Below are 18,954 nucleotides of genomic sequence, written 5' to 3' on the forward strand. Positions count from 1 at the left end.
GTCAGGAGTGTCTGATGGCTATGTCGCTCAAGACGTTTGCAACGTCCTCGCACTTATCAGTCGCCATCTCAAGGTTTTCGTAGATGTCCTTGAGCTTGATGATGGTGATCGCATCCTTTGTCTTGAAGAGGTCCATGATGGCATGATTGAGGACGTTGTCCGCGACGTTCTCCAGGCGGTTCACCTCGATGCACCGTTCCTCGATCAGAACCGGGTTTTTGATCGTCCGGATACCGGTCACGGCCTTCTCGATCTCGATGACGCTCAGCTGAATCAGTTTTGCAAGTTCAATCATCTGATCGTCGGTCTCGGTGATGCCGTAGCTGTACATCTGCTGTGCAGTGCCGTCGATGTAGTCGAGGATGTCGTCGAGCGCCGATGCAAGGCGGGAGATCTCTTCCGGCTCGAGCGGCGTGATGAACGTCCTGTTCAGCTGCTCGTAGATCTCATGTGTGATCTCGTCTCCCCTGTGTTCGATCTGCTTCATCCGGTGACACTTTCCTTTCACGTCCTCGAAGTTCTCGACGAAATCGACGAGCAGATCGGCTGCAGAAACGACCGTCTGGGCCATCCTGTCGAAGAGATCAAAAAAAACCTTATCCTGAGGGACCACCCACTCCTTAATGCCCACAATGATCATATAGCGTTTTTCAGTCAGGCACTATATAGCGATCGGTCATGCCACGCTGTCGGGCAGTGGGATACGGTGAAACGGTGTGGACGGGAGCACAAGTCCCTGTAGCGGGCGAAGGCCCTGCCCACTGGAGATCTGTTCGCGGATCCGATTATGGCCGTCCTCGTGCCGCCCTTTCAATCCTCCGATACCTTCGGGAGATTGTTGCGGATGAAGTCGAGGTCGGCCTCCTTCGCCGCGATCTCGTAGAGCATGGTTCCGGGGCCAGCGCAGCGCTTTGTGAACGGCAGCAGGATCTTGCTTCTCCTGACCTGGAGCCCGACGAGCATGGGAGATTTCAGGAGCATCCGAATATCTTTGAACACAAAGTTGGGCGGCATCTCGTAGTACTCTTTGCAGTGCTTTCGGACGTAGTCGTTTACCTCTTCCGGCATTACGTTCAGGAGAAGCACTTTTCCACTGAGGTTGTTTACGCAACAGGATGGCATCAGATGTTGTTCGCAGCTATACGAATAAATACCTTGCGCCGGTCGCCGCTCCGGAGGTCAACCATATATAGGGGACGAAACGATGCGGTCACCATGGCTATCGCAGAAACCACCATGAAGACCTTCGAAGGTTTCCTCGACCTCGCGCGGAACCGCTACAGCGCCCAGTCGTTTAAAAAAGACCCCGTCGAGGACGAGAAGCTCGGTGCGGTGCTCGATGCCGCCCGCCTGGCCCCGACGGCGGCGAACCGGCAGCCCTTCCGGCTCATCGTCATCCATACCGCCGGGAAGGAGGACGAACTCAGGCGCATCTACTCTAAATCGTTCTTCCGGGAGGCGCCGGTCCTCATCTGCGCCTGCACCGTCCCGTCTGAGGCATGGACCCGCTCCGATGGGAAGAACTACAGCGACGTGGACGTGGCAATCGCCATCGACCACCTGACGCTCGCGGCCGCGAGCCTGGGTCTCGGGACCCACTGGGTCGCCGCCTTCGATATCGGCGCAGCACGCGAGGCGCTGGGCATCCCCGATAACGCCGAGCCGGTTGCGTTCACCCCGCTCGGGTATCCCGCCGACCGGCCGCAGGAAAAGCGGCGCAAGGAAGTATCGGAACTGGTGCGCTACGAGCACTGGTGAACAGCCGATACCGGCCGCCCCTGTGCCGGAGAGGGGAACAATTATCGTATGCCGTGCGGATACCCGGGTATGAAGCCGTATGGGATGCCGGGCCGTCCGCCCGGGTTTCATCTCTTCGCCCTCGCGGCTTTAGCCGCCCTCTTCGTCATGCCCTGCGCCGTCCCGGGCGCGACACCCCCGTTGCTCCCCGATCTTTCTGTCTCGGTCTCGAACGAGACCCTCTCCGGAGGCGAAGACCTTGCCGTCTCCGCCGTCTGGACCCGGGACGCGAGTTTCTACCGTCCCCCGGAGAGCGTTGATGCGCGCATCTACAGCACCGCTTCCGGCTCGCTCGTCGCAGGGTATACGATCTCGGAGGATGAACGTGCGGCCTCCGGCGACAGCACCCGGCATTTCCGCGGGGTGATAGCATCCTCGGAGCTGCTGGCGGGGAGGCTCCTGCTCGTCATCATCGACCCGGTCTCCGGCGCCGACGCCCGCGTCCCGATCAACGTCACGGAACCGGGCCCGGATTACCCCGGCGTTCAGGTGCAGCGGTATGCCAATACCGTCTTCCTCGCGGTTGCGGCAGTCCTGCTGGTCGTCCTCGGCGCCGGTCTCGGCCTGATGCTGAGGCGGTCGTGAGTTGATGAGCCCCTTCGTCGGTTCACTTATGTCTGCAGCCGTCAACCCTTCTTCAAGTGAAGCGTGAACCGGCAGTTAAAAAATTCCTCTACTGGTGCGACCTGTGCAACGTCCCTCTCATCGGGCGGACCTGCGCCTGCAAGACGAGAGTCAGGGAGATACCGCTCCTGCAGCCGCACGACGTCCGGCCGGCACTCGCCGCCGACATGGCCCTCATCCGTCGTCTTCTTACCGGACGGTTCGGCGACGTCCCCCTGCCCCGGGTCGTGCTCCTGAACAAGACCGGCGGCGTCGACCGTGCCGACCTTGTGATCGCGCACGGCGACCGGTTCGGCTGGCTCTCGTTTGACCCCATCACCCGGAAGTTCAGCCTCGATATCGCGCCCGAGGCGCTCCCGTATATCCTGCCGCATGCAACGCGGGGGATCGTCGACCTCGAGGCCGAGCCTGCCGTGAGCGCGCATAAGGGCCGTATCGGCGGGAAACGGTTCCCCCTGGCGACTCCCGTGCCCGACGGGACGGTCATCGTATCCTACAAAAACCGATACGGCACCGGCGTCGTCAAGGACGGGCAGGTCCGGGTGAAAGAACTCATCTCCGTCGAGCCCCGCACCCGGCCCGATCCGGGCTGGGACGAGGTGATCGAGAAGAACCGCTACCACTTAAAGAACCTCGAACGCAACGCCGTCCGCACCATCAAAAAGCATATGAACGACCGGCCGTGCGTGAACGTCTCGTTCTCCGGCGGCAAGGACAGCACCGCTGTCCTCCATCTCGCCCGGAAGGCGGGGGTGGAGAAGGCGTTCTTCATCGATACCGGGATCGAGCTCCCCGAGACGGTGGAGTTCGTGGAGTCGGAAGGCGTTGAGATCATCCGGAAGGGCGGCGACTTCTTCCAGGCGGTCGAGAAGGCGGGGCCGCCGGGGAAGGACCACCGCTGGTGCTGTAAACTCCTGAAACTTCACCCCCTGAAGATCTACCTTGCCGGGCTTGGCCCCTGTGTCACCATCCAGGGGAACCGCTGGTACGAGTCCTGGAACCGTGCCGACCTCGACGAAACGAGTCAGAACCCGGCAAACCCCCTGCAGCTGAACATCTCACCGATCCGGAACTGGCGGGCGCTCGAGGTCTTCCTCTACCTCTGGTGGCAGAAGGCCCCCATGAACCCGCTCTACGAGAAGGGGCTCGAGCGGATAGGCTGTTATCTCTGCCCGGCGGTGCTCGAGAGCGAGTACGAGGGGCTCCGGGAGATGCACCCCGAACTGACGGATCGCTGGGACGAATTCCTTATCCGGTGGGCGGAGAAGAATGGGTTGCCGGACGCGTACCACCGGTGGGGGCTCTGGCGGTGGCGGGCGCTGCCCCCGAAGATGCGGGAAGTCTGCAGGGATCGGGGCATCGCCGTGAACGATGACTTTAGCCTGCGGGAAGCCCCGGTCAGAGAGGCGGTAAAGGTGGCAACTATGAAGAGTATGGATTCCCGTGAGCCGGCACCGCCGGCGGAGATTGAGTTCACCCCGGACGAGATCAGGAAGGATTTCCCGATTCTCGGCGACATAATCTATCTGGACAACGCAGCGACGAGTTTCTCGCCGGAACCGGTGGTTGAGGCGCTCGTCGAGTTCGAGCACCGCTACCGGGCGAACGTCGGGCGGGGCGTCCACCGCCTGACCCGGATCGCGACGCAGCGCTACTGGCACGCCCACGAGAAGGTGGCCCGGTTCGTCAACGGCGAGGCCGGGGTGACGGTCTTTACGAAGAACGCCACGGACGCGATCAACATGGTCGCACAGGGGCTCTCCTGGAAGCCGGGGGACCGCGTGGTGACCACCGTCCTCGAACACCACTCAAACCTCCTCCCCTGGCGGGTGCTCGCAAAGCAGGGGGTCGCGCTCGACATGATCGGGATCGACGCCGATTATTCGCTCGACCTTGCCGCGCTCGAGGAGACCCTGGCCGGGGGCGGCGTTCGGCTCGTCGCCGTCACCCACGCCTCGAACGTCCTCGGCGTGACGACGCCGGTTAAGGAGATCGCGGCACTCTGCCGGGAGCACGGGGCGCTCCTTCTGGTGGACGGAGCCCAGTCGCTGCCGCATATGCCGGTCGACGTCGCGGATCTCGGCTGCGACTTCCTCTGCTTTGCGGGGCACAAGATGTTCGGGCCGACCGGGACCGGCGTCCTCTGGATGCGGGATCTCCTCTTCGAGCCGTCGAACGTCGGCGGGGGCATGGTCGCGAGCGTGACGGCGGAGGGGTATGAGCCGGCGGAGGGCTACCAGCGCTACGAGGCCGGGACGCCGAACGTCGGCGGCGGTATCGGGCTCGGGGTCGCCGTGGACTACCTCTCGGCGATCGGGATGGATAAGATCCACCGGCACGAAGAGCGCCTGACCGCCCGGCTGATCGAGGGGCTCTCAGGGATTGACGGGGTCACGGTCTACGCCGGGAAAAACCCGGATGCCCGGATCGGCGTCGTCTCGTTCACCATCGACGGCGTCCACCCGCAGGAGGCCGCGCAGATGCTTGATGAGGATGCGGATATCATGGTGCGCTCGGGGCATCACTGCTGCCAGCCGCTCATGGAGCACCTGAACCTCCCGGAGGGGACGGTGCGGGCGAGCATGGCGGCCTTTACGACCGAGCAGGAGATCGACCTCCTGATTGCGGCCGTCGACGAGATCTGCCGGGGACGGTGAGGTCTGCCTCCCGGGATTGCCAATTTACCTTTTTAGTCCCCCCACCGCCCGCGCTTCGCGCTCCTCCCGCCCCCCGAGGGGGGCGGGCAGTGCGTGGCGATAACCGGCAGGAAGCCGTGCACGATTCTTCCAGAGTTCTCCCCATGCAGTGGACCGTGAGGATATCGCCATTGGGGAGGGGCTGACGGGGAGGGGGCATGCCCCCTCCCCTGTCTCTACCATGTATTCGGACACCTGCAACCCGCACTCGAAGACCTTCCGGACGTCCTGTCCGTCGCACTCCTTCCCCCGGGGCGGGGGCAGTGCATGGCGATATCCAATGGAACTCCGTGCCGGATGTGGCCCAAGGGAACTATCGGGCGCGTAAGATGGGGCCCAATGGAACCTCCTCTCCTGCCGCGATCAAAAGCAAGGTTGCAGCAGGGTCACCCCCCCGATAACCCTCTGCAATTCATTTTTGTCCCCAGGGAGTGCTCACTCACCCAGCCCTACGCCCCCATCCCTGTTATCCGTTTTTCGTGCGCATACACCGCCATCTCCGGCGTCCCCGCGGACCCGACGATGGCAAGGCCGGTCTCGTCTGCGATCTCAACGGCGAGGGCCGTCGGGGACCCGGCGGAGGCCAGTACCGGGATGTTTGCCGCGAGGCATTTCCGGACCATCTCGGAGGTGACCGTCCCGGTGCAGGCGGCAACCGTCCGGGAGAAGTCGAGGTCGTTTTGCAGGCCCCGGCCGATCACCCGGTCGAGGGCGTTGTGCCGGTCGAGGTCTTCTGCGCAGGCGACGATACGCCCTCCTTCGGCAAGAGCGACCGCATCGAGCGGACCGGGCGCGGGGAGGGCGGCGACCGCGGCCTCGATCTCCGGGACGGTAACCGCGAGGTCGGAGTCGATGATGGGCAGTTTCTGCGTGTCGATATAAGAGACGGCCCCTCCGCACCCGGAGAGGATCGTCTTTTTTACGCTGCCCCTCTTGAAGATGTTCTTTGTGAGGACGCTTATCCGGTTCTCCTCGATCCTGACCGACTCTATCTCGCCGGGGCTCCTGATGATCTCTTCAGTGTAGAGGTAGCCGGTGATGAAGTCCCGGAATCCGCCGGGGCTCAGGGCAACGGTCGTCAGGTGCCGGCCGTTGACGAAGACCGCCACCGGCGTCTCTTCGGCGGCATCACGGACGATCTCTCCGCCGCCGATACGGATACAGGCAATTCTCTTGAACATGGTTCCTCACGTTGCGTATGCCGCACGCGCCGCCGGGATCACTCCGGGGCAGACTTGATACTCTGTAGAGATCATGCACGGGAGAGGACTAGACGATACCGGTGGCCGTCCCCGGCGCACCTTTCATGAACACTGCCGGACGAACTCCTCGGGCATCGAGGTGCGCCGTGCGGTCTCTTCAACCGAGAGCCCCATGCCGAGGAACCTCCTTACCACGCTCTCCATGGGTTCGCCGATCTCAATGATGTGCATATCGGGGTCGTAGAGCCGGATGGCCCGCTGCCCCCAGGGTTGCTCGACGAGTCCATGCACGAGTTTCACGGAGTCCATTCCTTTGAGTCGTTCAAGAAAGGCATCCAGGTCCTCCTCCTCGAAGTAGAGTTCGGCGTTGTTCGAACCCTGGACAATATCGTTCTCGGCGACGCCGATGAGATCCGAGAAGTGCGAGCGGAGGTGTATCGCGAAACCGCCCTCGAAGATCACGTTCTCGCCGAGATCGTAGACTACGTTCTGGCCCAGCACCTCTTCGTAAAACGCCCTGGAGACCCCTATGTCACGGACGACAATAAGCGGGCATATGAACCTCATATCGATCATCCCATAGGGTATTGCAGCAGTTCAGCCTTCCGATCCTCGCTATTCCCGTTGTGCGAAACCGCTCCGCTGAAGTGTTCCGGAAAACGCCAGAAAAGAGGTTTAACGGCTGTCCGACGGCGTGAAGAGATGACAGGGGAATTCTCCCCGCCACCGGGTATTGCCAGATACACCTTTTTGCACCCCGGCACGGGCACAGGTGAGGTAGTTATGGAACTCAAGATGGTTGTTCAGTGATCGTTACATGCCCGGCCGGAAACGGCCGGGCGTAACGTTGTGCTCGGACTCCGGTTCTACGGAGTTTGATGGCTTTTCGGAACGTCGCTCGAAAATTGCTGCACAATTCTCTCGAGATCCGTTCCTTCGGCCAGTCGCTTATTTGAACACGTCGAAGATCTGGTCGCTGCCGGTCTCAAAGAGCCGCTGGCGTTCGGCCTGCTCTTCAACGAGCGCAAGCACCGGGAGCTCCATGTCCACACCCGGGACGTGGCCGAACATCTTCTCCATGTCCACCTGCAGGGCGTGCATGTAGAGCGAGTTCGCGATCTCCATCGGGCAGTTCTCCTCGCACTGGCCGCAGTTGACACAGGAGTCCGCCACGTGGGCGTAGCGGATCAGGTGGAACATGAACGGCACGGGGAGCACGCCCGGCGGCACCAGGTAGGGCTTCTTCGTGCTGCACTCGACACAGTAGCAGATCGGGCAGTTCTCGATGCAGGCGTAGCACTTGGTGCACCGGCTCGAATCCTCCATCATCTTCTGGAGGCGCTCCTTTCCTTCGCCGAGGTTCTCGAAGTAGCGGGCCCGCCACTTGTCGCCGAGTTTCAGCATCGCGTTCTCGACCTTGCCGCGGATCTCGATCCCCTTCGGGTTCGCGGGCTCGGTGGCGATCGCCCCGGCCTTGACAGCCGCGTTGAGGAGGTTTGCACCCTTCTCGGAGCAGACCTCAACGAACGTGGCCTTGCCGGCCTTGTCACCGATGACGCCCCAGTTGCCGCAGGCGAGGTCCGCCTGGCGCGGGATCTTCATCTTGCAACGGCGGCAGTTGCTGCGGCGGCCGTAGCCCTCGTCCTCGAGCTCGTCCATCGAGATGCCCTTGTGCTGGCCGTCCTCAGTCACGATGATGAACTGGCCCTTGTCGATCTCTTCCTTGACGACGTCGTTCGGGTCGATGCCGAACTTGTCGGCGATCATCTTCCGGGCGGTCACGGGGCTGACCGAACCGCCACAGTTGACGCCGATCATGAGGATGTTGTCCAGGTTGACCTGGTTGCGCTTCGCAAGCTCGTACAGGCCCATCGCGTCGCAACCCTTCACCGTCACACCGAGGCGCATGTTCTCGGCGCCGTCGAGGTACTTCTTGACCAGCTTCGAGAGCAGGAGCGTTCCGCAGTGGAGCGAACCTGCCGTCTGTCCGATCTCGGCGGGGTCGGTGATGATCGTGGGGACCGCATCGTAGAGGTCCACGCCCTTCTTGACTGCCAGAACGGCGTCGACAATATCGTTCTCCAGGGCATACTTGAGAAGCCCGGTCACCGCGCCGCCGCACTCCGCGACCTTCGCGATCTCGGGGCTCGTCGTCCAGGCGTATACCATATCTCCTTTTCCTGCCATTTACTGCACCCCCGTGATCTTCTCGACGGCAACCGCACTGTGCTTCAACTCCGGCATCTTGGAGAGCGGGTCGAGAGCAGTGTTCGTCAGCTGGTTCACGGACCCTGCACCACCGAAGTGCATCGTCATCATCAGCACCCCGGGCGCGACCTCATCGGTCACCCTGGCAAGAGCCTCTGCCTGCCCGCGCCTGCCCCGGAGCCGGATCTTCTCCCCGCTCTGGATCTTGAGCCGTGCAGCATCCTCTTCGTTGATCTGCACGTAGGCTTCGGGCACCTCCTGGTGGAGAATCTTCGCCCGGCCGGTCTGGGTCCTGGTGTGGTAGTGGAAGAGCAGACGTCCGGTCATCAGGGTGAACGGATACTCGGCGTCGGCGACCTCCGCAGGCGGCCGGTGCTCGATGCCGAAGAAGTGGCCGAGGCCGTCGGCGGACGAGAACTTCTCGCGGTGCAGGATGGGCGTCCCGGGGTGGTCCTCAGTGGGGCAGGGCCAGTGCACGGACTCAGGCTTCTCCATCCTTGCGTAGGAGGCGCCGGCCATCGACGGGGTGACCCGCCGCATGTCGTCCCAGATGTCCTCGGGCGAATTGAAGTCGAATCCCTTGAGCCCGAGCTTGTGGGCGAGATCGACGAAGATCTGCCAGTCTTCCTTAGCGTCGCCCGGGGGCTCCACGGCCTTCCTTACACGGTTGATGCGCCGCTCGCCGCTGGTGAACGTTCCGTCCTTCTCGGCGAAGGATGCGCCGGGCAGGATCACGTCGGCGTACTTCGCCGTCTCGGTCATGAAGATGTCCTGCACGACCAGGAAGTCGAGTTTCTCGAGCGATCGCATGACGTGGTTCGAGTCGGGGTAGGAGACGACCGGGTTTAACGCGAAGATGTACATCGCCTTGATCGGGTCGCCGCACTGGGTGATCTGCTCCGTCAGGGTCACGCCGTACTCGCTTTCAAGCCCGGTGACGCCCCAGAGTTCCTCCATGCGCTTGCGGGTGGCGTCGTCCTCGCACTTCTGGTAGCCGGAGAAGACGTTCGGGTACGCACCCATGTCGCAGGCGCCCTGGACGTTGTTCTGGCCACGGAGCGGGTTGACGCCGGTTCCCGGCCTGCCCACGTTGCCGGTGAGCATCGAGAGGTTACCGAGCGACCGGACGTTGTCCGTGCCGGTCGTGAGCTCCGTGATCCCGAGGCAGTAGATGACCACCGCGTTCTTGGCGCTGGCGTAAATCCGGGCGATCTCCTTGATCCTCTCGGTGGGAACGCCGGTGATCGACTCGACGTCCGCGTAGTTCTCCACGGTCTTCTTCAGGTCCTCGAATCCCGTCGTCCGCTTCTCGATGAACTCCTTGTCGTGGAGGTCCTGCTGGATGATCCAGTACATGATCGAGTTGATCAGGGCGATGTTCGTCGAGGGGTTGTAACGGACCCACTCATCGGCCAGGCGCGCCGTGGGGGTGTAACGCGGGTCGCAGACGATGATCTTCTTGCCCGCCTTCTTGGCCTGGACGATCCGGCGCCCGGCAAGCGGGTGCGCCTCAATGGGGTTCGACCCGATCAGGAAGATGACGTCGGCGTTCAGGACATCCTCGAAGGGGTTCGTCGCGGCACCGGAGCCGAACGAGAGCGAGAGCCCGGCGACGGACGGGCCGTGGCAGATACGCGCGCAGTTGTCGATGTTGTTGGTCTTGAAGGCCACCCGCGCGAGTTTCTGCATGATGTAGCACTCTTCGTTCGGGGTCCGGCACGAGACCTGGAATCCGAGGGACTTCGGCCCGTATTTCTCGTAGGTTTCCTTGAACTTCGAGGCGATCAGGTCGTAGGCCTCGTCCCAGCTAGCCTCGACAAACTCACCGTTCTTCTTGATGAGCGGCTTTGTCAGCCGGTCGGGGCTCTGTACAAACTCCCAGCAGGTGGCTCCCTTGGGGCAGAGTTTTCCCTCGTTTACCGGGGTCCTCTTCAGGGGTTCAACACCGACGAGTTTACCGTCGTTCACCACGAGGTTGAGCCCGCACCCTACGCCGCAGTACGGGCAGGTCGTGGGAACGTAGCGTAACTTTCCATTGGTTTCTGTCATTCACATTCTCCCGATGGTTGCATTCAACGTCGATTGCCAAGCATGTCGTGAAAGGACGGACATACTCACAATAGGTTTACTCTACCTGGTAGTATATAAATTTAAACTTATTGAGTTAACACTTTCCATTATGTTAGGATGTATAATTGATCTATATAAAACCCGCAATCCCTTGCATACACATTAGTCGCCATGTTCGCCCCTATTATGCGATTATACGATCTCATGCCGGCAATAGGGCGTATTTATCCCGATAATGTAAATTAAATTTGGTTTACTTAGCCAAAATATTTACAACTAACCTTGACCAACTATTCTTCCGTGCAACCGAGACTGAATCACACATGGGAAGACATTGAGGCCCGGCTCACGTCAAGAGGTTCCTCTCCGGAGTTGATCGAGGACTTCAAACGATGTATCGACTTTCATACCTTCGCAGCCCCCGGGCTCCTGGTCGGGGTCTTCATGGTGGACTACGCCATGGAACTTCTGGACTTCCCCCGGGGTGAGAAGATCTATGCCGTCTGCGAGAGCAAGAAGTGCCTGCCCGACGCCCTGCAGGTGGTCGCCCACTGCACGATCGGCAACAACCGCCTCCGGGTGATCCCGATCGGAAAGTTCGCTATCACCATGAACGGACCGGCAGACGCCCCGTACGTGAACGGGATCCGGGTCTTCGTCGACGGCGATAAGATCGAGCGGTATCCGACGTTCGCCCTCTGGTTCACGAAAGACGCGCTCTTCGACCCGAGAACCCGGGGTATCACGCTGATCGACGAACTGATCGATGCAGGACGCGACATCCTCTCCTTCGAGCGGGTGCGGGTAAAAGTGCCCCAGAAATGGCCGTGGAAATCCGCGATCTGTTCCATCTGCGGCGAGATGGTGCCCAGCCATATGCTCGTCGACGGGGCCTGCGCCGACTGCCGGTCGCAGTCCTACTACGAGAAGGTAGCCTACTGAGGAGATCACCTCCCCCCACGGGGGAGGCATAAATCCTATCGAGTTAGAAGGCACCGCATGGAACTCTCCCCCATCGGGCTCGTGCATTCGAGCATCCATTGCCGCACCGATATGCCGGTCCAGGGCGTCGACGCCGAGATCGAGATCTTTTTGGACTACGCCGGAGCCCTCGCCGGCGTCGAGGAGAACTCGCACCTGATCCTCGTCTGCTGGATGCACGAGGCTGACCGGGACGTCCTGAAAGCGGTCGCCCGGAAGGTCTCGGACGACCTCCCCGAGAAGGGCGTCTTCTCCCTTCGCTCGCCGGTGCGGCCGAACCCCCTCTCTATCTCGGTGGTCCGGCTGCGCGGCGTGCGGGACGGGCGGTTCCTTCTGCTCGAAAACGTGGACCTGATCGACGGGACGCCGGTGATCGACCTCAAGCCCTACCAGACGGGCTGGGACTGCGTCTTCTCCGCGACTGGCCACGACCGGACGGATAAGATCCGGAAGATGAGCCCCGGTGAGTACCGGGCTGGCCTCATCCGCGAGGCCGTGAACTATCACGGGGAACTCTGTCCGGGCGTGGCGGTCGCGGTGCGGGTCGCGGAGGCGGCGGCGCGCGTCCTCGAGCGCGACCTCGCGGTGCCGCAGGTCTCGGTCACGCTCGGCGGCGATCCCTGCATCACCGACGCGCTCATCGGGATCACCGGTGCGCGCCCGGGAAACCGCCGGCTGCGATGCCAGGGAGGGACCCGGTACGTCTTTTCCGGTCCCGGGAAGGAGGCGGTCTTCTATCTTGGGGCCGTCCCGGAGAGCGTCGATGCAATCTTTGCGGCCGAGGAGGCTTCGCTCTTCGATTGCAGGGTTCGCTCTCCGGTGCAATTGATAGAGAAATGATTGTCGTTGGAGTAGTATGCCACGCCGATACCTGAACCTTACCCCGCTCCCGGAAGCGCTCGCTGCCATGCGGCAGGCGTTCCCTTCCCTGGACCATGCCGAGACCGTGCCGCTACGCGAGGCTGTCGGCAGGGTGACGGCCGAACCGCTGTATGCGGAGTGTTCCGTCCCCCCGGTCGACATCGCGAAGTTCGACGGTTACGCGGTGAAGAGTTGTGAAACCCGTGGAGCGCAGGACCAGCGGCCGCTGCCTCTTCTTGAGTATGCCCGCATCAATACCGGTGAGGTGTTTCCCCCGCCGTTTGACGCGGTCGTCATGATAGAGGACACCTGGGATGAAGGCGGCATCCCCCGGATCCGGAAGTCCGCTGCGTTCGGGCAGCACATCCGCCGTGCCGGCGAGGATGTCCGGGCGGGTGAAATCGTCCTCCCGAAAGGCCACCGCATCCGGCCGTTCGATATCGGTGCGCTCGCGACCTACGGGATAGACCGGGTGAGCGTGCGGTCGGTCCGGGTCGGGATCGTCCCGACGGGGAGCGACCTCGTGCCGCTCGGTACGGCGCCCGGACCCGGCCAGACGATCGAGACGAACACCCTCATGGCGGAGGCGTACCTCACCGGGGTTGGCGCGACCTGCCGCCGTTACGAAATCGTTCCCGACGACCCGGACCTGATCCGGAAGGCGGTGGAGAAGGCCGTTGGTGAGAACGATATCGTCATCCTCTCGGCGGGTTCGTCGGCCGGCACCCGTGACTTCTCCCGGGACGTCGTCGGCGAGATAGGGGAGATCATCTTCCACGGCATCGCGGTCAGGCCGGGCAAACCGGTGCTGCTCGCGAACGTCGACGGCAAACCTGTCCTCGGGATGCCCGGGTATCCCGTCGCCGCACAGACCATTCTTCGCGAGGTTGCCGGGAACCTTCTCTCGTGGTGGGGGCTCTCGCCGCTCCCGGGAGGGGAGTTGGATGTCAGGCTGTCGCGAAGGCTGGCATCCGATCTCGGGTTCGATGAGTTCGTCCCGGTCTCGGTCGGGCGGGTGAACGGCACCTGCTGGGCAACACCTCATCCCCGGGGCAGCGGCATCCAGATGGCGGTCGTCCGGGCGAACGGCTACCTCCACATCCCCGCCGAGCGGGAGGGAATCGAGGGGGGTGAGGAGGTCCGCGTCCGGCTCACCGTCCCGCCCGCCTCCATCGCCCGGACGCTTGTCTGCGTCGGCCGGCGCGATCCCGTCCTCGGTGAACTCGGCAACTGCCTTTCGGAGACCGGCTACCTGATCCACTGCTGCAACGCCTCGGCGATGGGCGCGGTGCTGGCCCTGCGGGCGAACACCTGCCACGCTGCTTCGATTGTTATCCCGGAGACTGAGGCGGCATGGAGCGATCAGGTGCTCCGGTACCTGCCCGACGTGGATCTCCTGCGGGTGCCGGTTGCCCGGACGGAGCTGGGGATCGCGTCGGCCGATCCTCTCGATGCCGGGAGCCTTGCGTCGCTCCGGGTCGCCAACCGCCCGAAGAGTGCGGCGGCGCAGTTCCTCCTCGATGCGTGGCTTGACCGGGAGGGGATCGAGACCGCTCAATCCGGCGAGCCCGCGGATGCCCGGGTCTGTTCGGCCCATGAGGCGCGGGAGGCGGGGCTCCGGTTCACGCCGATCGGCCATGAGTCGTGCGATCTGGTGGTAAGGGAGGAACTTGCCGCGGACGAGGGTGTTGCGGCCCTTATCCTGGCCGCACGGTCGCCGGAGTTCCGCGCGTACCTCCGGGCGGTTGGGAGGGAACCGGAGGACTGAGACGCGCCCGACGTCTTTTCGGCCTGAACCGCCGCACCTGCTCGAAACGAATATCTTTTTCCGGCATGACCACTCCTCATGCGAGTCAGCGAGCAGACACAGGAGCAGATCATGGCGGTGCTCCGGCGGATGACGGAGGCTACGGCAAGGAAGGATGTCGACGCCATAATGGCGCTCACGGACCCCGATTTTCAGGGTTTCGGGACCGGCGCAGATGAGAAGGCGATCGGGAGGGATGCCTACCGCCGGCACCTCGAGCGCGACGTTGCGCAGGCGGAAACCATCGCGCTCGATCTCTCCGACGTCCGTATCGCCGCCGAGGGGACGGTCGCCTGGGTGATGGCCGATATGGCCTACCACTTTGTCGTCGACGGCGTCGGAGAGACCCTGAATGGGCGGATGACGGCGGTGCTCCGGGGAACGGGCCACGCGTGGGTCTTTGCCCAGGTGCATTACTCATTTCCGGCAGAGGGGCAGGATGAAGGGCGGTCGTATCCGACGTAACTCATTTTTTTGAGCCCGCAAAAAGAGCATGTCCCGGCAGAGCCTCCCTCAATTCTCTGCCTCGAAGCCTACGGCTTCTCCCGCTCCGGCCCTTCGGCCCACCGCGCCGTATAAAAGAGAATCGCCCTGCCGTTGCCGTCGATGACCGCGAGCGTATCCCCGACGATCCGGTAGCCCGCCGCCGACCGGAGGAGGTCGAGATACGTCCCCTCCTGCTCCATGATACCGGCGGGCTCGGCGCAGGAGGCTTTCGTCGCGATGACCCGCTCCACGCTAATCCCCGTCTCGTTGACCCGGTAGGGGGCGGAGTAGGCGTTGCACCCGGCGGACCCCGAGAGCGTGCCGTCGTCGTCGAAGACCAGAGTGATGCTGGTACCGGGGACCGGTGATGCGACGGTGCTGCCGCTGCCGGTGGTGTAATGGGTCAGCCGCCATTCGGTCGAGAGCAGCGGCACGCTCTCGGGCTGCTCTGCCCGCGCAAAGACGAGCAGCTCCCGTCCGGACGGTCCGGAGATCGTCAGCCGGTCGCCCTCGACCCGGTAGGAGGCGGCCGCCACGAGGAGATCCCGGTAGCGGCTCTCCTGCTGAACGAGTTCCTGCTCCTCCGCAGGGTAGGCCGCGGTGGCGACGACCGGTTCCACTGCGATGGTGGAGTCGTTGATCCGGTAGGGGGCGGAGTAGAGGTTGCACCCGGCAGACCCCGTGAGCGTGCCGCTCTCGCCGAAGACGATGAGCGGTGCCGTCCCGTGCAGGGGTGCGACGACGGAGCCGTTATCGGCACGAAACGCGACCAGGTCCCATGCGGTCCCCGCAAGCGGTTCGGCGACCCGGCCGGTCTCATCGGGGGACGTGTCCGCACCGCCGGTCCAGGTGACCGAGACGATGCACGCCGCCACGATGATCAGGAATGCAGTCTTGGCGAGTATGTTCTGTCCCTCTCTTCCCATCTCTTTCGGGTAGGCATAGGAGGCGAGAGAAGAAATAGTAACTCATTTCCACCGTAATTCTCTCGATCGCCCTCTTCCCGGTGCACGAAAGGATGAGGCGTCGATCCTGTTCTGTGGCCCCGAGCCTTCGCCGGCGGGAGAGATCGGGCTCAGAGTGCGATAAAAAGGAAAAAGGGGGTGGGGGTCGACCTCTCCGGCCGCCTGGAGCGGGAACGGATCAGGGCCGGTCCGCGCTGTACGAGAGCAGGGTCTTTCCGCCCTCATCGAGGAGATCGAGCCGGTCTCCGTCGATATGATAGCCTGCAACCGAGGTGAGGAGGTTGAGGTACCGGTTCTCCTGCTCCATGACGCCTTCCGGCGCGTTGCAGTTCATCTTCGTGCTGATCGGCGCCTCAATGGTGAGGTTCGTGCCGTCGACCTGGTAGCCGGCCCCGTAGGAGTTGCACCCGGCGCTGCCGGTGACGTTTCCGTCAGGGTCGAAGACCGCGGTGATCGTGGTCCCGGCGATCACCGAGGAGACCGTCTCCCCGCCGGGGCTGCTGAAAGACTCAAGTGTCCACGCCGTCCCGGTGAGCGGGGCCGGCGTGACCTCCGGTGCCTGCACGAAGAAGAGGATGTCGGTGCCCTCCGCGTCCGTGAGGATCAGGCGGTCGCCCTCCGTCCGGTAGGAGGAGACGTTTCTGAGGTGGCCCATGAACGCCGCTTCCTGCTCCATGACCCCCGGCGTCTCGCAGTACATCAGGGTGCTGTAGAGCGAGGAGACCGTGAGGTCTGCGCCGTTGAGGCTGTACTGGCCGCCGTAGTGGTTGCACCCGGCGTTGCCGGTGACGTTTCCGTCGGCAAAGTTCGCGGTGACCGTCGTGCCGGCGACGACCGAGGAGATCGCGTCTCCACCGGTGCTGTAAGCCTCAAGCACCCAGTCCGTCCCGACGAGGGGGAGGTCGGGCGTTTGTGCGGCTCTCTCAAAGACCAGCAGGTCGACGCCGTCGCTGTCCATGAGGGTCAGCAGGCCGTCTTCCATACGGTAGGAGGCAACCTCAGTGAGCAGCGCAAGGTAACGGTCCTCCTGGTCCATGAGGCCTTCCGGCTCGTTGCAGTACATCTCGGTCCGTATGGCCGGTTCGATGGTGAGGTCCGCGCCGTCCACGGTGTAGGGTGCGCTGTAGTGGTTGCACCCGGCGCTGCCGCCGACGTTCCCGTCGGCATCGAAGATCGCCGTGACGGTTGTGCCGTCAAGAACCGCCGTCAGGGTGCCGTCCTCTCCGGCGAGGCTCGCGAGCGTCCAGGAGGTTCCGGCGAGTGCTGCGGGCTCTTCCTCAACGAAGACGAGCACGTCGGTGCCTTCCGCGTCGGTGATGATGAGCCGGTCGTTCTCGATCCGGCAGCCTGCTGCGGAGCCGAGGAGATCGATGAACCTTGCCTCCTGGTCCATGATGCCTTCGGGTTCCGTGCAGAGTTTCAACGTCTGGACGAGCGAGGAGACCGAGAGGGTCGTGTCGTTGAGGTTGTAGTCGCCGCCGTAGCCGTTGCACCCGGCGGAGCCGGTGACTTTGCCGTCAGGGCCGAAGGCCGCCGTCACCTCCGTTCCCGACAGAACCGGGACAAATGTGCCGTTCTCATCGAGGTATGAATCCAATGACCAGGAAGTTCCGGCAAGCCCGACGGCCGTTCCCGGCGTCGACGTGCCTCCCGTGCACCCCGCGGCGATGACACACGCCACGACGATGACGAGCAGCGATGCCGCCGTGAGGATATAGTTTCTGTTCCTTCTTCTGTTCGGTGCCATACAACAGCATATGGGCGGGAATGAGTGATAAATGAATGGTAGGCTACGAAAAAAATCTAACCTATACGCGGTCGATTCGTCAAACCTGGCGATTATACGGATTATCGGGGTCCGGTTATCCTATGCTGCCGGACGGCGAGGGGCGGGCTGTTCCTCCGGTGTTGCGGCATTCCGGCATCTCTCGCCGGGCACCTCCTGCGTATGCAGGGGTTTTATCCGGCGGGGAGTTCCATACCGGGTACGGGAGATGAGTGCAATGGTAGCATTGATCCTCTTGCGGCACGGCGAGAGCACCTGGAACAGGGAGAACCGGTTCACGGGCTGGACCGACGTGGACCTCTCGCCGCAGGGTGTAAAAGAAGCTCATAAGGCGGCGGAACTCCTCAGGGACGGTGGGTATACGTTCCGCGTTGCCTACACCTCCGTCCTGAAGCGGGCGATCCGGACACTCTGGATCGTCATGGATGACCTCGATCTCATGTACGTCCCGGTACACCGGTCGTGGCGGCTGAACGAGAAGAGTTACGGCGCCCTGCAGGGCCTGAATAAAAAGGAGACCGCGGAGAAATACGGTGCGGATCAGGTGCACCTCTGGCGCCGGGCATACGACGTGCAGCCACCCCCGCTCCCGTGGGACGATCCCCGGCACCCGCGGTTCGACCCCCGCTACGCGGATCTCGATCCGGAGACCCTCCCTGCGACCGAGTCCCTGCACGACACGCTCAAGCGTGTGCTCCCCTACTGGGAGAGCCACATCACCGGGGATCTCCGGCGCGGTCTGCCGGTCATGGTCTCCGCCCACGGAAACAGCCTCCGGGCCCTGGTCAAACACCTGGACGGGGTTCCGGACGACGAGATCGCGGGCCTGAACATCCCCACTGGCTATCCTTTAGTCTACGAACTGGACGGGGACCTGAAGGCAGTCAGGCACTACTACCTCGGTGACCCGGACGAGATCGCGGCGGCCGCCCGGGGCGTCGCCCGGCAGGCGGGGACGGGGTAGCCGGGGCTATTCTCCCGGCCTTTCGCCGATAATGCCTCCCCTTTTCCTCATTGTAACACAACTGCAACGCCGTTCCTGCCGTTGTTACAGGTTTGTAACAATTTTTGCCTGCCTGTAACAAATCTGTAACAATTAAATCTCCGTCAGGAGAACATCATTTTATGTCCAGGGTTGTCCGGGTTGACGAGGAGGCGCTGGAGGTCGCCCTGCAGTACGGGAAGAACCTCTCAGTCGGGATCATGAAGATGGAAGAGATGCTCAAAAAACAGGAGAAGGCGAGGCGTGACTACACCGCCATCGAGGAGATGGTCCGGCGGGCGGTCAGGGAAGAACTCGATATGCTGACTGCCAGGTACTGATCGGGGGGTGGTTTCCTCAGAGGCAGGGTGTTGGAATATCCCGACTCTGTGAGGTTCGGGATCTGTTGATGGCTTTGTGGGCAATCACCCCCGGACACGGATTTCCCTGAGTATCGCCACGGGGGGGTGGGGACAGGGGAGGGGGGTC

17 protein-coding genes are annotated in these 18,954 nt (G+C 62.9%); 9 read left to right on the forward strand and 8 right to left on the reverse strand.

The annotated features are described in order from the left end of the window. Position 1: 1 nt before the first annotated feature. Together HL657_RS10485 and HL657_RS10490 are read right to left on the reverse strand one after the other, a co-directional pair. Positions 2-631 carry a DUF47 domain-containing protein gene (locus HL657_RS10485; RefSeq protein WP_317296785.1) on the reverse strand — a complete coding sequence of 210 codons (630 nt, stop codon included), beginning with the start codon at positions 629-631 and terminating at the stop codon, positions 2-4. Between the two features lie 179 nt (positions 632-810). Continuing rightward, positions 811-1,122, reverse strand: coding sequence for a DUF1894 domain-containing protein (locus tag HL657_RS10490; RefSeq protein WP_317296763.1), 312 nt, complete (start codon positions 1,120-1,122; stop codon positions 811-813). Between the two features lie 93 nt (positions 1,123-1,215). Between HL657_RS10490 and HL657_RS10495 the strand changes: the two genes are divergently transcribed. The 3 genes from HL657_RS10495 to HL657_RS10505 all read left to right on the forward strand — a co-directional run bounded on the left by HL657_RS10495 (position 1,216) and on the right by HL657_RS10505 (position 5,078). Continuing rightward, positions 1,216-1,758, forward strand: a complete 543-nt coding sequence (locus HL657_RS10495) for a nitroreductase family protein (RefSeq protein WP_317296764.1) — start codon at positions 1,216-1,218, stop codon at positions 1,756-1,758. A 69-nt stretch (positions 1,759-1,827) separates the two neighbouring features. Beyond that, positions 1,828-2,382 (forward strand): hypothetical protein, encoded by a 555-nt coding sequence (locus HL657_RS10500; protein WP_317296765.1) that lies wholly within the window; start codon positions 1,828-1,830, stop codon positions 2,380-2,382. A gap of 56 nt (positions 2,383-2,438) precedes the next feature. Further along, a complete protein-coding gene (locus HL657_RS10505; protein WP_317296766.1) occupies positions 2,439-5,078 on the forward strand; it encodes an aminotransferase class V-fold PLP-dependent enzyme in 2,640 nt (879 codons plus the stop codon). 488 nt (positions 5,079-5,566) lie between these two features. Here HL657_RS10505 and HL657_RS10510 read toward each other — a convergent pair whose 3' ends face one another. The 4 genes from HL657_RS10510 to fdhF form a co-directional block, all read right to left on the reverse strand. Then, a complete protein-coding gene (locus tag HL657_RS10510) occupies positions 5,567-6,298 on the reverse strand; it encodes a formate dehydrogenase accessory sulfurtransferase FdhD (protein ID WP_317296767.1) in 732 nt (243 codons plus the stop codon). A gap of 123 nt (positions 6,299-6,421) precedes the next feature. Beyond that, positions 6,422-6,886, reverse strand: coding sequence for a VOC family protein (locus tag HL657_RS10515; RefSeq protein ID WP_317296768.1), 465 nt, complete (start codon positions 6,884-6,886; stop codon positions 6,422-6,424). 381 nt (positions 6,887-7,267) lie between these two features. Beyond that, complete coding sequence (locus tag HL657_RS10520) at positions 7,268-8,506, reverse strand: Coenzyme F420 hydrogenase/dehydrogenase, beta subunit C-terminal domain (RefSeq protein ID WP_317296769.1); 1,239 nt, start codon at positions 8,504-8,506, stop codon at positions 7,268-7,270. After that, positions 8,507-10,576, reverse strand: coding sequence for a formate dehydrogenase subunit alpha (gene fdhF, locus HL657_RS10525; protein ID WP_317296770.1), 2,070 nt, complete (start codon positions 10,574-10,576; stop codon positions 8,507-8,509). It abuts the gene before it with no gap. A 321-nt stretch (positions 10,577-10,897) separates the two neighbouring features. Here fdhF and HL657_RS10530 point away from each other — a divergent pair, with 321 nt between their 5' ends. The 4 genes from HL657_RS10530 to HL657_RS10545 all read left to right on the forward strand — a co-directional run bounded on the left by HL657_RS10530 (position 10,898) and on the right by HL657_RS10545 (position 14,711). Next, a complete protein-coding gene (locus HL657_RS10530; RefSeq protein ID WP_317296771.1) occupies positions 10,898-11,539 on the forward strand; it encodes an FmdE family protein in 642 nt (213 codons plus the stop codon). Between the two features lie 57 nt (positions 11,540-11,596). Beyond that, positions 11,597-12,418, forward strand: coding sequence for a tRNA (N6-threonylcarbamoyladenosine(37)-N6)-methyltransferase TrmO (tsaA, locus tag HL657_RS10535; RefSeq protein ID WP_317296772.1), 822 nt, complete (start codon positions 11,597-11,599; stop codon positions 12,416-12,418). Between the two features lie 16 nt (positions 12,419-12,434). Further along, complete coding sequence (locus HL657_RS10540) at positions 12,435-14,207, forward strand: molybdopterin-binding protein (protein ID WP_317296773.1); 1,773 nt, start codon at positions 12,435-12,437, stop codon at positions 14,205-14,207. 78 nt (positions 14,208-14,285) lie between these two features. Further along, a complete protein-coding gene (locus tag HL657_RS10545; RefSeq protein ID WP_317296774.1) occupies positions 14,286-14,711 on the forward strand; it encodes a nuclear transport factor 2 family protein in 426 nt (141 codons plus the stop codon). A gap of 68 nt (positions 14,712-14,779) precedes the next feature. Here the strand turns inward: HL657_RS10545 and HL657_RS10550 are convergent, their stop codons facing one another. Together HL657_RS10550 and HL657_RS10555 are read right to left on the reverse strand one after the other, a co-directional pair. Further along, entirely contained in the window at positions 14,780-15,658 is an 879-nt protein-coding gene (locus HL657_RS10550) for an META domain-containing protein (protein WP_317296775.1), read from the reverse strand. A gap of 217 nt (positions 15,659-15,875) precedes the next feature. Further along, on the reverse strand, positions 15,876-17,444 hold the full coding sequence (locus HL657_RS10555) for an META domain-containing protein (protein ID WP_317296776.1): 1,569 nt from the start codon (positions 17,442-17,444) through the stop codon (positions 15,876-15,878). Positions 17,445-17,700: 256 nt separating this feature from the next. On the opposite strand from HL657_RS10555, the gene gpmA reads away from it, so the two are divergent. Next, positions 17,701-18,447 (forward strand): 2,3-diphosphoglycerate-dependent phosphoglycerate mutase, encoded by a 747-nt coding sequence (gene gpmA, locus HL657_RS10560; RefSeq protein WP_317296777.1) that lies wholly within the window; start codon positions 17,701-17,703, stop codon positions 18,445-18,447. 161 nt (positions 18,448-18,608) lie between these two features. After that, a complete protein-coding gene (locus HL657_RS10565) occupies positions 18,609-18,806 on the forward strand; it encodes a hypothetical protein (RefSeq protein ID WP_317296778.1) in 198 nt (65 codons plus the stop codon). The last annotated feature ends 148 nt before the right edge of the window (positions 18,807-18,954 follow it).

The sequence above is a fragment of the Methanoculleus nereidis genome (assembly GCF_032944295.1).
Lineage (GTDB): Archaea > Halobacteriota > Methanomicrobia > Methanomicrobiales > Methanoculleaceae > Methanoculleus > Methanoculleus nereidis.

What these genes read in the sequence shown, in the direction of transcription:
- HL657_RS10490 (WP_317296763.1), bottom strand. Translation starts at nt 1,122, where the DNA reads ATGCCATCCTGTTGCGTAAACAACCTCAGTGGAAAAGTGCTTCTCCTG.
- HL657_RS10495 (WP_317296764.1), top strand. Translation starts at nt 1,216, where the DNA reads ATGGCTATCGCAGAAACCACCATGAAGACCTTCGAAGGTTTCCTCGAC.
- HL657_RS10500 (WP_317296765.1), top strand. Translation starts at nt 1,828, where the DNA reads ATGAAGCCGTATGGGATGCCGGGCCGTCCGCCCGGGTTTCATCTCTTC.
- HL657_RS10510 (WP_317296767.1), bottom strand. Translation starts at nt 6,298, where the DNA reads ATGTTCAAGAGAATTGCCTGTATCCGTATCGGCGGCGGAGAGATCGTC.
- HL657_RS10515 (WP_317296768.1), bottom strand. Translation starts at nt 6,886, where the DNA reads ATGAGGTTCATATGCCCGCTTATTGTCGTCCGTGACATAGGGGTCTCC.
- HL657_RS10520 (WP_317296769.1), bottom strand. Translation starts at nt 8,506, where the DNA reads ATGGCAGGAAAAGGAGATATGGTATACGCCTGGACGACGAGCCCCGAG.
- fdhF (WP_317296770.1), bottom strand. Translation starts at nt 10,576, where the DNA reads ATGACAGAAACCAATGGAAAGTTACGCTACGTTCCCACGACCTGCCCG.
- tsaA (WP_317296772.1), top strand. Translation starts at nt 11,597, where the DNA reads ATGGAACTCTCCCCCATCGGGCTCGTGCATTCGAGCATCCATTGCCGC.
- HL657_RS10540 (WP_317296773.1), top strand. Translation starts at nt 12,435, where the DNA reads ATGCCACGCCGATACCTGAACCTTACCCCGCTCCCGGAAGCGCTCGCT.
- HL657_RS10545 (WP_317296774.1), top strand. Translation starts at nt 14,286, where the DNA reads ATGCGAGTCAGCGAGCAGACACAGGAGCAGATCATGGCGGTGCTCCGG.
- HL657_RS10550 (WP_317296775.1), bottom strand. Translation starts at nt 15,658, where the DNA reads ATGGGAAGAGAGGGACAGAACATACTCGCCAAGACTGCATTCCTGATC.
- HL657_RS10555 (WP_317296776.1), bottom strand. Translation starts at nt 17,444, where the DNA reads ATGGCACCGAACAGAAGAAGGAACAGAAACTATATCCTCACGGCGGCA.
- gpmA (WP_317296777.1), top strand. Translation starts at nt 17,701, where the DNA reads ATGGTAGCATTGATCCTCTTGCGGCACGGCGAGAGCACCTGGAACAGG.
- HL657_RS10565 (WP_317296778.1), top strand. Translation starts at nt 18,609, where the DNA reads ATGTCCAGGGTTGTCCGGGTTGACGAGGAGGCGCTGGAGGTCGCCCTG.